This window comes from Streptomyces cadmiisoli, assembly GCF_003261055.1.
GTDB classification, from domain to species: Bacteria; Actinomycetota; Actinomycetes; order Streptomycetales; family Streptomycetaceae; genus Streptomyces; species Streptomyces cadmiisoli.
Genome location: NZ_CP030073.1, coordinates 2,900,967 through 2,914,184, shown reverse-complemented (window position 1 = coordinate 2,914,184; position 13,218 = coordinate 2,900,967). Strand labels below are relative to the sequence as shown.

The following is a 13,218-nucleotide window of genomic DNA, read 5'->3' as shown; positions in this document are numbered from 1 at the left end:
GGAAGGCGTTGCGCGGAGAGCCCTCGGCGAATCGTCCGCAGAGGCTAAGCCTCTCTCCCGCAGTTTTCGATCACCTTGGGGTCGAAAAGATGTCGTGACTTTGCCACGCGCAGCAAATGCTCCTCCCAATTCTTTGAGAAGGAATCAACCTCCCCCTTCTCTACAGGCATTTCTCTCAAGTGGAGAGAATCTCTGCTCCAAATGCTTGCCGTCGAATCGGTGAAGGACATGCGCAGGATGATCAGATTCTGGTGCGCGACCCGCCGGGTTAAGTCTTTGTCGTACAAGGCTTCGGTGGTCAGATGGGCAGCCTGCGACTTGATGTTCATGCGGGTGCACGGTGGAATCGTGCCGAGGTGGAAGTGATATTCCCCGGACTCGTCCCTCCATCGTAGAAAGAGGTCGACGCCGGATACAGGGTCCCTGGATCGGTTGGCGACGACACCGTACATTTGCCCGTTCGAATCCGTTTCGGGCCAGATGGTGACCATCGAGGCCTGCTCGCGCTTTTTTCTCTCGGCATCCTTTTGCGATTGGGTCAGCTGGTCTCTTGCTGTTTCAATGTCCCAGAAGGCGACCAAACCGGTGAAGATCAAGGCGATCGCGGCCACTGTCGCCGAGATGACCGCAGCCCACGTGGCCAAGTCGCGCTCGGTCCGCGATGATGCGCGAGATGGTGTCCTGCGCCTACGGCCCCCGGCGGCTAGAATACGTTCTTCCGCCCTGCGGCGAGACCCGTGGAATCGTACGTTCGCTTTCATATGCCTTCAATCGTCGACTTTAACGATTGAACCTCAGGGTGAAGAAATCGGATACCTAGGATAAGGAATCCCAGTGCTCGACGCGGCACCTGGAACTCGCTCAGCCGCGCGGGCGTCGAGGCAGAGCTCGGAGCGGGCGGTGCGAGAGGCCGATCAGCGGGGCCGTGCCTGGGCCGTCCGAAGCCGCTCGATGACGACCGGTGACGACTACTACCGACAGTCGTAGCCCTGCGGCAGCAGCCCCAGGTCACCCAAGTGGATCTGCGACACTGGTACAGCCATGCCTAAGCCCGGAGAACTCACTTTTGTCGCGCCGCGCGGAGCCAAGAAGCCGCCGCGGCATCTTGCCGATCTCACGCCTGCCGAGCGCAAGGAGGCTGTGGCCGAGATCGGTGAGAAGCCGTTTCGTGCCAAGCAGCTCTCGCAGCACTACTTCGCGCGGTACGCGCACGATCCGGAACAGTGGACGGACATCCCCGCCGCGTCCCGGGACAGGCTGCGTGAGGCGCTGCTGCCCGAGTTGATGACCGTCGTACGGCATCTGTCGACCGACGCCGACACCACCCGCAAGACGCTGTGGCGGCTGTTCGACGGGACGCTCGTCGAGTCGGTGCTGATGCGGTACCCGGACCGGGTGACCATGTGCATCAGCTCACAGGCCGGCTGCGGGATGAACTGTCCCTTCTGCGCGACCGGACAGGCGGGGCTGGACCGGAACCTGTCCACCGCCGAGATCGTGCACCAGATCGTCGACGGGATGCGCGCCCTCCGGGACGGTGAGATCCCCGGCGGTCCGGCGCGGCTGTCGAACATCGTCTTCATGGGCATGGGCGAGCCCCTCGCCAACTACAAGCGGGTCGTCGGCGCGATCCGCGCCCTGACCGACCCCGAACCGGACGGACTCGGGCTGTCGCAGCGCGGGATCACCGTGTCGACCGTCGGGCTGGTGCCGGCCATCCACCGGTTCTCCGACGAGGGCTTCAAGTGCCGGCTCGCCATCTCCCTGCACGCGCCGGACGACGAGCTGCGTGACACCCTCGTCCCGGTCAACACGCGGTGGAAGGTGCGGGAAGTCCTGGACGCCGGGTGGGAGTACGCGGCCAAGTCGGGACGCCGGCTGTCCATCGAGTACGCGCTGATCCGGGACATCAACGACCAGGCCTGGCGCGGCGACCGGCTCGGCCGGCTCCTCAAGGGCAGGCCCGTGCACGTCAATCTGATCCCGCTCAACCCGACGCCCGGCTCGAAGTGGACCGCCTCGCGGCCCGAGGACGAGAAGGCGTTCGTCGAGGCGATCGCCGCGCACGGGGTACCGGTCACGGTCCGGGACACCCGTGGCCAGGAGATCGACGGAGCGTGTGGTCAGCTCGCCGCGACCGAGCGGTAGTCTGACGCCGTACACATCTTCATATTCCGGCAGGGGAGCGCCACAGCGCTGAGAGTGCGGGACAGTCCGCAGACCCTCTGAACCTCGCCCAGGTCATTCTGGGTAGGGAGATCGGTCGTCACTCGAGCTGTTGCGCCCTGCCCGGTATCCGTCGCGGATCCCGGGCAGGGCCGCGTCTCTTCCTGGTCAGCCAGGAGGAAAATCGGTGGGCAACACCAAGAAGTTCACAGCGGTGGTCGTGGGAATCGGCCTCGTCACACTGTCCGCGTGCGGTTCGTCCGACAGCGGCGACACGGGGGACTCCAAGACGGTCACCCTGGTCAGCCACGACTCGTGGGCCGTGTCCAAGAACGTGCTGAAGGACTTCGAGAAGAAGTCCGGGTACACGGTCCGGGTGCTCAAGGACGGCGACGCCGGGCAGGCCGTCAACAAGGCGATCCTGACCAAGGACAACCCGCAAGGCGACGTCTTCTTCGGCGTCGACAACACGCTGCTGTCCCGGGCCCTGGACAACGGCCTGTTCCAGTCGTACGAGGCGAAGGGCGCCGACCGGGTCGTCCCCGAGTACCTGGCCGACCCGGACAAGCACCGGGTCACCCCGGTCGACACCGGCGACATCTGCGTCAACTACGACAAGGCCTACTTCAGCGAGCACGGCCTCACCCCGCCCGAGTCGCTCGACGACCTGGTCCGGCCCGAGTACAAGAACCTCCTCGTCACCGAGAACGCCTCCACGTCCTCGCCCGGCCTCGGCTTCCTGCTCGGCACCGTCGCCCGGTACGGCGAGGACGGCTGGGAGGGCTACTGGGAGAAGCTCCAGGACAACGGCGTGAAGGTCGTCGACGGCTGGGAGCAGGCGTACAACGAGGAGTTCTCCGGCTCCGCCGGCGGCCGGGAGGCGGGCGGCGACCGGCCGCTGGTCGTGTCGTACGCCTCGTCGCCGCCGGCCGAGGTCGTCTTCGCCGACCCGAAGCCGAAGACGGCGCCGACCGGGGTCGCGGACGGCACCTGCTTCCGGCAGGTCGAGTACGCCGGGCTGCTCAGCAACGCGCGCAACGCCGAGGGCGGCAAGGCGCTGATCGACTTCCTGCTCACCCAGGAGTTCCAGGAGGACATGCCGCTGAACATGTTCGTCCACCCGGTGCGTGAGGACGCCCAGCTGCCCGAGGAGTTCGTGAAGTACGGGCCGCAGGCCGAGGACCCGCAGACCATGGACCCGGCCGAGATCGCCGCCGGCCGCGACCAGTGGGTCAAGTCGTGGACCTCGCTCGTACTGAAGTAGCCCCGGGGAAGCGGCCGAACAGGGGAGGCGCGGCGCGGCTGGGGTTCATCGCCCTGCCCGTCGCGTTCTTCGGGCTGTTCTTCGCCTACCCGGTCGCGGCGATCGTGGCCCGCGGGCTGAAGGCCGACGGGGACTGGCGGTTCGGGCGGATCGTGGAGGTGGCGGCACAGTCGGACATCCGGCACGTGCTGTGGTTCACCACCTGGCAGGCGGTCGCCTCGACCGCGCTCACGCTGCTGGTGGCGCTGCCCGGCGCGTACGTCTTCGCCCGCTTCGACTTCCCCGGCAGACAGCTGCTGCGGGCCGTCGTGACGGTGCCGTTCGTGCTGCCCACGGTGGTCGTCGGGTCGGCGTTCCTGGCACTGGTCGGGCGGGGCGGCCTGCTCGACGAGCTGTGGGGCGTACGCCTCGACACCACCGTGTGGGCGATCCTGCTCGCGCACGTCTTCTTCAACTACGCCGTCGTCGTGCGGACCGTCGGCGGACTGTGGGCGCAGCTCGACCCGCGGCAGGAGGAGGCCGCGCGAGTGCTGGGGGCGTCGCGCTGGGCCGCCTGGCGCACCGTGACCCTGCCCGCGCTCGGGCCCGCCGTCGCCGCCGCCGCGCTGATGGTCTTCCTGTTCACCTTCACCTCTTTCGGCGTGGTGCAGATCCTGGGCGGGCCCACCTTCTCCACCCTCGAAGTGGAGATCTACCGGCAGACCTCGGAGATCTTCGACCTGCCCACCGCCGCCGTGCTGACGATGATCCAGTTCGGGGCGGTGGGCGCGATCCTCGCCGTGCACGCCTGGACGGTACGGCGGCGGGAGACGGCGCTGCGTCTGGTCGACGCGTCCGGGACGGCGCGCCGCCCCCGGGGCGCGGGGCAGTGGGCGTTGCTGGCCGGTGTCCTCGGCTGTGTGGCCGTACTGATCCTGCTGCCGCTGGCCGTGCTGGTGCAGCGTTCCCTGGACGCGCCCGACTTCGGCTACTACCGGGCGCTGACCCGTGAGGACGGCGGGACCTTCCTGGTCCCGCCGATCCACGCGATCGGCAATTCGCTGACCTACGCGGTCGCCGCCACCGCCATCGCCGTACTGATCGGCGGGCTCGCCGCCGCGGCGCTGACCCGGCGGGACGCGGGGCGGTTCGTGCGCGGCTTCGACGCGCTGCTGATGCTGCCGCTCGGGGTCTCGGCGGTGACGGTGGGCTTCGGCTTCCTGATCGCCCTCGACGAACCGCCGCTGGACCTGCGCAGCTCGTGGATCCTGGTGCCGCTCGCGCAGGCGCTGGTCGGCGTCCCGTTCGTCGTACGGACGATGCTGCCGGTGCTGCGGGCCGTCGACGCGCGGCTGCGGGAGGCGGCGGCGGTGCTCGGGGCGTCGCCGTGGCGTGCCTGGCGCGAGGTGGACCTGCCGATGGTGCGGCGGGCGCTGCTGGTCGCGGCCGGGTTCGCCTTCGCCGTGTCGCTCGGCGAGTTCGGGGCGACGGTCTTCATCGCGCGGCCGGACAGCCCGACGCTGCCGGTCGCCGTGGCACGGCTGCTGGGGCGTCCCGGTGAACTCAACTACGGGCAGGCCATGGCCCTTTCGACGATTCTGATGCTGGTGTGCGCGGTGGCGCTGCTGGTGCTGGAGCGCTTGCGCACCGACCGTACGGGAGAGTTCTGATGCTGCTGAGCCTTGAGGGCGCGACCGTGCGGTTCGGGGGGCGGGCGGTGCTCGACGGCGTCGACCTGGAGGTCGCCGAGCACGAGGTCGTGTGTGTGCTGGGGCCCAGCGGCAGCGGGAAGTCGACCCTGCTGCGCGCGGTCGCCGGGCTGCAGCCACTGGACGCCGGGCGGGTGCGCCTGGACGGACGCGACCAGTCCGGCGTGCCCGCGCACCGGCGGGGCGTGGGCCTGATGTTCCAGGACCACCAGCTGTTCCCGCAGCGGGACGTCGGCGGCAACGTGGCCTTCGGGCTGCGGATGCACGGCGCCTCCCGCACCGAACAGGACGAGCGGGTAAGGGAGTTGCTGGGACTGGTCGGTCTGCCGGACGCCGCGCGCCGGGCCGTCGCCGCGCTCTCCGGCGGTGAGCAGCAGCGGGTGGCGCTGGCCCGCGCGCTGGCGCCCAGGCCGCGGCTGCTGATGCTGGACGAGCCGCTCGGGCAGCTCGACCGGTCCCTGCGGGAGCGGCTGGTCGTCGAACTGCGCGAGCTGTTCGGCCGGTTGGGCACTACCGTGCTCGCCGTGACGCACGACCAGGGCGAGGCGTTCGCGCTGGCCGACCGGGTCGTGGTGATGCGGGACGGGCGCATCGCCCAGACCGGTACGCCGCTCCAGGTGTGGCAGCGTCCGGCGGACGAGTTCGTGGCACGCTTCCTCGGTTTCGACAATGTGGTCGAGGCCACGGTGAGCGGGCAGGCCGCGGCCACGCCGTGGGGCAAGCTGCCGGTGCCCGAGGGTGCCGCGCAGGGAACGCGCACGGTGCTCGTACGGCCCGCGGGTGTGCGGCTCGTGCCGGCGGACGCCGGGCTGCGCTGCACGGTGACCGCGCGCACCTTCAAGGGCACCCATGTCGCCGTCCACCTGCAACCCGAGGGCGCGCCGCGGCTGGAGGCGGCGTGTGCGCTGCGGGCGGCGCCGGAGGTCGGCGACACCGTCGGGGCCGGGTTCGACGAGACCGAAATCGTCGTGCTCGGCTGATCGGCCGGACCGTAGGGTGCGGCCCATGACGCGACTCGTGCACGACCGCTACTGCGACGAAATCGCCCTCCAGACAGACCTGCTGAGGTCCGTGGTGACGTCGGGGGCCGATCTGTCGGCCACGGTGCCGACCTGTCCCGACTGGTCACTGGAGCAGTTGGTGCGGCACGTGGGCCGCTCCCTGCGCTGGGTGGAACTGCTGGTGCGCACCCGCGCCGAGGAGGACATCCCGGAGGAGCGGGTGCCCGGCGGTGACGGGCCGCGGGCCGAGGGGGACCCGGCGGCGCTGGGCGCGTGGCTGGCCGAGAGCGCGCAGATGCTGGTCCGTGCGCTGCGGGCGGCGGGACCGGACGCCAAGGTCTGGGGCTGGGCCGGGATTCCGGACGCCGGTTTCTGGGCCCGGCGGATGACCCACGAGATCACCGTGCACCGCGCCGACGCCGCGCTCGCCGCGCGGCTCCCGTACGAGGTCGCGCCCGAGGTGGCCGCGGACGCCATCGACGAATGGCTGGAGATCGTCGCCTTCGTCCAGCGGACGGCCCCCGAGGACGCGGCCCGCGAACTGCGCGGGCCGGGCCTCGGCATCCATCTGCACGCCACCGACGCCGGTCCGGAAGCCGACGCCGAGTGGCTGATCGAACTCACCGAGACCGGGATCGTGTGGCGCCGCGGCCATGAGAAGGCGACCGTCGCGCTGCGCGGCCCGCTCACCGCCGTGCTGCTCGCCTTCTACCGCCGGCTCGACCTGGACGACCCGCGGATCGAGGTGCTCGGCGACCGCGAGCTGCTGGAGTTCTGGCTGGAGCGGGCGACGTTCGGCTGACACGCGGGTGGCCCGCCCCCGGGAAGGGGACGGGCCACGGTCGCACCGGACGGGGATCAGCTGTTGTTGCCGGCCCCGCGGCGGCGCATGCCGAAGAAGACCGCTCCGCCGCCGACGGCGACCAGGGCGGCCGCGACACCGGCGATCAGACCGGTGTTGGAACCGGCGCCGGTCTCGGCGAGGTTGGAGTCACCGACCGCGGGCGACGGAGCGTTGCTCGCGGTGTCCGCGGGGGCGCTGCTCGCGCCCTCCGAGGCCGACGGGGACGGGTTGTCGGACTCGGCCGGGGTCGACGGGGGCGCCGACTCCGACGGGGTCTCCGACGGGCTCGGCGACGAGGGGGTCTCCTCGGCCGTGCAGGCGGTGGCAGGGGTGACGAGGTTCGGCTTGATGTCCTCGTCGACCTGACGGCCGGCCTTGACGTGGATGCGGTACGTCGCGTTCGGCCGCCAGTCCTCGGTGAAGGTGATGGTCACACCCTCACGCGAGCCCTTGACCTCCTGCTCACCGACGAGTCGCTCGTCGGCCCCGTTGTTCTCGAGGTAGACCGACACGGTCGCCGGGGTCCCGGACGGGTCCTTGTCGGTGACCGTGATGATGCCCTTGGCGCCGTCGCACTCGGCCGCGGCCGAGAACTCACTGATGTTGCAGGCGAGCGCGTTGCCCGCGGCGCCCAGGGCGAGCGCGGCGGAGGCGGAGACGACACCGAGGATGCGCACGGAACGGCGCGCGTTACGGCGATTTATGGACACGTTTGTCCTTCATAGGGATGCGCGAAATGCGGGGGGTTGAGGGGGAGATGAGGCGACAGCTGCCGCCGAGGCTCACCGCCCCAGGAGCCTCACAGGTTTATAAGCGCTTCATAAGCAGTGTCAATCCGTGTGACCGCCATGTCCGTTGGCTTTGCTCGGTTATTAACCGCCGAGGCGTTTCAAGGCCGCCGGAGCCTCCTCGATCCGGTCGACCAGGGCGATCCGGTCCGCCATCGAACGCTCCTGGGCCAGGGCCCGCAGCAGCGGCCAGGCCGGCAGCCGCTCCGTCCAGTGGGCCCGGTCCACCAGGACCATGGGCAGGGGTTCACCGCGCGACGCGTAGTAGTTGGGGGTCGCGTTGTCGAAGATCTCCTGGACCGTGCCGGCGGCGCCCGGCAGGAACACCACCCCCGCGGTGCAGCGGGCCAGCAGGCCGTCCTCGCGGGTGGCGTTGGAGAAGTACTTGGCGATGTGCGCGGCGAAGGCGTTCGGCGGCTCGTGGCCGTAGAACCAGGTCGGGATCCCCACCGACGGCCCGCCGCCCGGCCAGCGGTCGCGCACCTCGAAGGCGGCGCGCGCCCACGCGGTGACGGACGGGGTGAACCCCGGTGTCTTCGCCAGCAGCCGGAGGGCCTCGGTGAGCATCGCGTCGTCGTGCGGGGCCGCGTACGCGCCGAGGTTGGCGGCCTCCATGGCGCCGGGTCCGCCGCCGGTCGCGACGGTGAGTCCGGCGCGGGCCAGTTCGCGACCGAGGCGGGCGGCTCCCGCGAACTCCTGGGTGCCGCGGGCCATCGCGTGGCCGCCCATGACGCCCACCACCGGTGCTCCGGCGAGGAGTTCGTCCAGCGCGTCCGAGACGGCGTCGTCGTGGACGGAGCGCAGCATGGAGGCGAAGATGTCGCCGTCCGCCTTCGTCTCCTGGAACCAGGCGTACGACCGGGCGTCCGGTGTGGCCTCGTAGCCGCCGGCGAGCTCGTCGAACAACTCGTCGGGGGTGTAGACGAATCCGCGGTACGGGTCGAAGGGCAGATCCGGGACGGGCGGGAAGACCAGGGCGCCGGCCGCGCGCACGGCGCCGGCGGCCCGCTCGTCCATCGGACAGCCGAGGAACACGGCGCCCGAGGTGTCGACGGAGCACAGGACGTCCGTACGGTCCGTCAGATCGACGGCCTGGATGCGGAATCGGGCGAGGGTGCCGCGCGCGACGACCTCGTCGAACTCGGCGAGGGACTCTATCTCGCGATCGTGGGCGGCGGTTCGGGGGACATGAGCGGGTGTCGGCTGCACCCGCCCATGCTAGGCGTGCCGTTCGGCGACCGGGGGCGGATGCCCGCTCAGCCCTCCACGACGGACGGGTCCATCCACATGACCTCCCAGGTGTGGCCGTCCAGGTCGTCGAAGGCGCGGCCGTACATGAAGCCCTGGTCCTGGGTGTCACCCGTGGCCGTGCCCCCGGCGGCGATCGCCTTCTCCACCAGCTCGTCGACCTTCTCGCGGCTCTCGGCGCTCAGGCACAGCAGCACCTCGCTGGTCTTGGCGGAGTCCGCGATCTCCTTCTTGGTGAAGGTCGCGTAGAACGGCTTGGTGAGCAGCATCGCGAAGATGGTGTCGCTGATCACGACGGAGGCCGCCTTCTCGTCGCTGAACTGAGCGTTGATCGTCCAGCCCAGCTCGGTGAAGAACTTCTTCGAGGCGTCGAGGTCGTTCACGGGCAGGTTCACGAAGATCTGCTGCTGGTACATCGGTGGTCTCTCCCATCGGGGCTCATGGTGTTCGATGGGTAGACCGGGCGGCTGCCGGGAACTCATCGCTGTCCGGTGATCTTTTTTCGAACGGGTGCTCAGCGGCCCAGCGGCCGGGCCGCGAGCTCGGCCACCAGCACCGTCAGCGGGCCGAACACCGCGAGCAGGACGCCGGCGCGCAGCGCGGCGGCTCCGCGCAGCAGCGTGTTCGGCGCCCCCATGCGGAGCAGCGCCGCGGTGGTGGCGGCGCGGGCCTGCCTGGTCTCGACGGCGGCGGTGAGCAGCGTGGCGAGCGCGCAGCCCGCGACGAGGCAGTAGCCGAGGGCCGTCAGCGGGCCGAGGGGCGCGGTGTCCGGGTCCTGGAGGGCGGCCATGGCGTACGCGGCGGAGGCGACCGCGCACACGATGCCGAGCGGGCGGCCGATCCGGGCGGACTCCTCCATCAGGACCCGGCCCGCGAGCAGCCGTACGGCGCCGGGGTGGACCGCCTGGAGCAGCCGGCCGCACAGATGGGTGAGGCCGGGACCGGCCAGTGCCAGCCCGACGGCGGCCAGGACCCAGCCGACGAGCACACCCACCGGCCCGGCGGCCAGCCCGCCCGGCATGGCCAGGCCACCGGTCGTCGTGCGGACGGCGTAGGCCTCCGCGGCGAGGCCCGCCGCGACGACGGCGACGCTCCAGGGGAGGACGGCGGTCGGGTCGGGCCGGTCGGTGTCGGCCGGCGGCGTGAGCGCGGAGAAGGGATCGGCCGTGCCGTCCGGCTCCTGTGCGGTGCTCTCCTCGTCCGGGAGAAGCGCCGTCCCGGCGGCGAGCGTTCCCGCGTCGGCCGTCGCGGTCGCGCGGCCCGAGCCGCCGTGCGCCGTGCGCCGCAGTCGGCTGCCGAAGCGGCCGTACGCGCCGAAGGTCTCCCGGGTCCCGGCGCGGCCGAAGCGGCCGAGTCCGGTCCGCGTGCCGCCGCGCGGGGCCGGCCTCGGGTCGCGCGGCCGCAGCACCAGGGCGACCGACACGCACGCGGCCGCCGGGACCAGGGCGAGCAGGGTCAGCGCCGCGGGCAGGGGGAGCGGGGTGCCCGCCGCGAGGAACGCGGCCGCCGCTCCGTCGAAGGGCATGCCCGTGATGTCGCCGCGCAGGTGCAGGAAGAACAGCAGCGCCAGCATCGAGCCGAGGACCGTCGACAGGGCGGTCGTGGTGGCCGACACCGCCATCATGCGCGCCGGTCCCAGGCCGATCGCCGACAGGCCGGAGCGGGGCCGGGTGCCGGGGTCGGTGCGGGCGACGGCCACCGCGAAGTGCACCGTGGCCACCAGCGGCGCCGCGCACCAGGCCAGCCGCAGGACGGAGGCGGCCGGCGCGGCCGGGTTGCTCATCGCGTGCCCGAGGGTGCACAGCAGCAGGAAGCCGGTCCCGGCCGACGCCGCCGAGACCAGCAGGCGGCGCAGTTGGACGGCCGGGTGGGCGGCGCGGGTCAGACGGAGAGCGAGCACGCCGCCCGGCCCTCCGTCTCCGGTGCCGGCGGCAGGTGGACGGTGTTCACCCGGCGTCCGTCGAGCAGTGCGATCGTGCGGTCGGCGAGCGCCGCGGTCTCCGCGTCGTGGGTGGCGAGCAGCACGGTGATGCGGTGCGAGCGGGCCGCCGTGGTGAGCGTGCGCAGCACATGGGTGCGGTCGGCGAGGTGCAGCGGCGCGGTGGGCTCGTCGGCGAACAGCACCGTCGGGGAGGGGGCCAGCGCGCGGGCGATGCACACACGCTGCCGTTCGGCCTGGCGCAGCTCGTGGGGGCGCCGGCGGGCGCTGTCGCCGACGTCGAGGCGGTCCAGCCACTCCCGGGCGATCGTCTTGGCGCGCCGGCGGCCGGTGCCGCGCAGCATCAGCGGGAGGGCGACGTTCTCCCAGACGTTCAGCTCCGGGACCAGTACGGGCGTCGGGTCGATCCAGCCGAAGCGGTCACGGCGCAGCCGTTCCCGGGCGAGGGGGCCCATGGTGTGCACGGGGACGCTGTTGAACCAGACCTCGCCGCTGTGTGCCCGCACCAGTCCCGCCAGGCAGCTCAGCAGCGTGCTCTTGCCGCAGCCGCGCGGCCCGCTGACCGCGAGGATCTCGCCCTCGTGGACACCGAGCGAGACGCCCTGGAGCCCCGGCGAGCCGTCCTTGTGCTGGTAGTACAGGGCGCGTGCCCAGAGCACGTCGTTGTCCGGTGGTGCCTCCATGTGCGTACACCTCAGTTCTGATCCGCTTATCCCGTGCCAGGTCCCCCGTGCGGGGGAACGAAGGCTGGGCCGATCGGTCACTGGGCACGCTAGGCACGCGCTGCCGGGAGGTCGGACAGGCACGCGGCCCCGGACCGCCGTTTCTCACTCGAACGGACGGCACCGGGGCCGGTGTTGATCATCCAGAAGGAAGATCGGAGCGACTCCCGCGGCAGCGGGGCGCCCGGGTGGATCAGAGTTTCGTCCACGCCTCCGTGAGGGTCGCGCGCAGGATCTGCTCGATCTCGTCGAACGTCCCCTGGTCGGAGATCAGCGGCGGGGCGAGCTGGACGACCGGGTCGCCCCGGTCGTCGGCGCGGCAGTACAGGCCGTTGTCGAACAGGGCCTTGGACAGGAAGCCGTAGAGGACCCGCTCGGTCTCCTCCTCGTTGAAGCTCTCCTTGGTCGCCTTGTCCTTGACCAGTTCGATGCCGTAGAAGAAGCCGTTGCCGCGGACGTCGCCGACGATCGGCAGGTCGTGCAACTTCTGGAGGGTGGACAGGAACGCGGCCTCGTTGGCGAGGACGTGCCCGGGGAGGTTCTCGCGCTCGAAGAGGTCGAGGTTGGCCAGGCCGACGGCGGCGGAGACCGGGTGGCCGCCGAAGGTGTAGCCGTGCAGGAAGGTGTTGTCGCCCTTGTAGAAGGGCTCGGCGACGCGGTCCGAGACGATGCACGCGCCGATGGGGGAGTAGCCGGACGTCATGCCCTTGGCGCAGGTGATCATGTCCGGGACGTAGCCGAACTTGTCGCAGGCGAACATCGTGCCCAGGCGGCCGAAGGCGCAGATGACCTCGTCCGACACGAGCAGTACGTCGTACTGGTCGCAGATCTCGCGCACGCGCTGGAAGTAGCCGGGCGGGGGCGGGAAGCAGCCGCCGGCGTTCTGGACGGGCTCCAGGAAGACCGCGGCGACCGTGTCGGGGCCCTCGAAGAGGATCTGCTGCTCGATCTGGTCGGCGGCCCAGCGGCCGAAGGCCTCGGGGTCGTCGCCGTGGATCGGGGCGCGGTAGATGTTGGTGTTCGGGACCTTGTGGGCGCCCGGCACCAGTGGCTCGAAGGGGGCCTTCAGAGCCGGCAGGCCCGTGATGGACAGGGCGCCCTGCGGGGTGCCGTGGTAGGCGACCGCACGCGAGATGACCTTGTACTTCGTGGGCTTGCCCTGGAGCTTGAAGTACTGCTTGGCGAGCTTCCAGGCGGTCTCGACCGCCTCGCCGCCGCCGGTGGTGAAGAAGACCTTGTTGAGGTCACCCGGCGCGTAGTCGGCCAGGCGCTCGGCCAGCTCCACGGCCTTCGGGTGGGCGTAGGACCACACCGGGAAGAACGCCAGTTCCTGCGCCTGCTTGAAGGCGGTCTCGGCGAGCTCCACCCGGCCGTGACCGGCCTGGACCACGAACAGACCCGCGAGACCGTCGAGGTAGCGCTTTCCCTTGTCGTCGTAGATGTAGGTGCCCTCGCCGCGGACGATCGTCGGCACGGGGGAGTTCTCGTACGAGGACATGCGGGTGAAGTGCATCCACAGGTGGTCGTACGCGGATCGGCTGAGGTCCTTGGTGCTCAC

General features: G+C 71.0%; 12 protein-coding genes. 5 read left to right on the top strand and 7 right to left on the bottom strand.

What is annotated here, in order from left to right; genetic code table 11:
• Positions 1-44: 44 nt before the first annotated feature.
• Positions 45-611 (bottom strand): hypothetical protein, encoded by a 567-nt coding sequence (locus DN051_RS12140; RefSeq protein WP_162624913.1) that lies wholly within the window; start codon positions 609-611, stop codon positions 45-47.
• 430 nt (positions 612-1,041) lie between these two features.
• Here DN051_RS12140 and rlmN point away from each other — a divergent pair, with 430 nt between their 5' ends.
• The 5 genes from rlmN (at position 1,042) to DN051_RS12115 (ending at position 6,921) form a co-directional block, all read left to right on the top strand.
• Positions 1,042-2,148, top strand: coding sequence for a dual-specificity RNA methyltransferase RlmN (rlmN, locus tag DN051_RS12135; RefSeq protein WP_053762764.1), 1,107 nt, complete (start codon positions 1,042-1,044; stop codon positions 2,146-2,148).
• Positions 2,149-2,353: 205 nt separating this feature from the next.
• Positions 2,354-3,430, top strand: coding sequence for a thiamine ABC transporter substrate-binding protein (locus tag DN051_RS12130; RefSeq protein ID WP_112438689.1), 1,077 nt, complete (start codon positions 2,354-2,356; stop codon positions 3,428-3,430).
• Positions 3,406-5,079 (top strand): ABC transporter permease, encoded by a 1,674-nt coding sequence (locus tag DN051_RS12125; protein ID WP_199314921.1) that lies wholly within the window; start codon positions 3,406-3,408, stop codon positions 5,077-5,079. Before DN051_RS12130 ends, DN051_RS12125 begins: the two co-directional genes overlap by 25 nt.
• Positions 5,079-6,098, top strand: a complete 1,020-nt coding sequence (locus DN051_RS12120) for an ABC transporter ATP-binding protein (protein ID WP_112438688.1) — start codon at positions 5,079-5,081, stop codon at positions 6,096-6,098. The genes DN051_RS12125 and DN051_RS12120 overlap by 1 nt, the downstream gene beginning before the upstream one ends.
• A 25-nt stretch (positions 6,099-6,123) precedes the next feature.
• Complete coding sequence (locus DN051_RS12115; RefSeq protein ID WP_053762761.1) at positions 6,124-6,921, top strand: maleylpyruvate isomerase family mycothiol-dependent enzyme; 798 nt, start codon at positions 6,124-6,126, stop codon at positions 6,919-6,921.
• Between the two features lie 56 nt (positions 6,922-6,977).
• On the opposite strand, the gene DN051_RS12110 is transcribed toward DN051_RS12115, so the two are convergent.
• The 6 genes from DN051_RS12110 to DN051_RS12085 form a co-directional block, all read right to left on the bottom strand.
• Positions 6,978-7,673 carry an LAETG motif-containing sortase-dependent surface protein gene (locus DN051_RS12110; protein ID WP_053762760.1) on the bottom strand — a complete coding sequence of 232 codons (696 nt, stop codon included), beginning with the start codon at positions 7,671-7,673 and terminating at the stop codon, positions 6,978-6,980.
• Between the two features lie 162 nt (positions 7,674-7,835).
• A complete protein-coding gene (locus tag DN051_RS12105) occupies positions 7,836-8,960 on the bottom strand; it encodes an LOG family protein (protein WP_112438687.1) in 1,125 nt (374 codons plus the stop codon).
• Positions 8,961-9,007: 47 nt separating this feature from the next.
• The gene (locus DN051_RS12100; RefSeq protein ID WP_053762758.1) at positions 9,008-9,415 is read right to left on the bottom strand and encodes a VOC family protein; all 408 of its coding nucleotides are present in this window, start codon (positions 9,413-9,415) and stop codon (positions 9,008-9,010) included.
• Between the two features lie 98 nt (positions 9,416-9,513).
• Complete coding sequence (locus DN051_RS12095; RefSeq protein WP_112438686.1) at positions 9,514-10,899, bottom strand: hypothetical protein; 1,386 nt, start codon at positions 10,897-10,899, stop codon at positions 9,514-9,516.
• Positions 10,881-11,621 (bottom strand): ABC transporter ATP-binding protein, encoded by a 741-nt coding sequence (locus DN051_RS12090; RefSeq protein ID WP_112438685.1) that lies wholly within the window; start codon positions 11,619-11,621, stop codon positions 10,881-10,883. The genes DN051_RS12095 and DN051_RS12090 overlap by 19 nt, the downstream gene beginning before the upstream one ends.
• Before the next feature lie 232 nt (positions 11,622-11,853).
• Entirely contained in the window at positions 11,854-13,218 is a 1,365-nt protein-coding gene (locus DN051_RS12085; RefSeq protein WP_053762755.1) for an aspartate aminotransferase family protein, read from the bottom strand.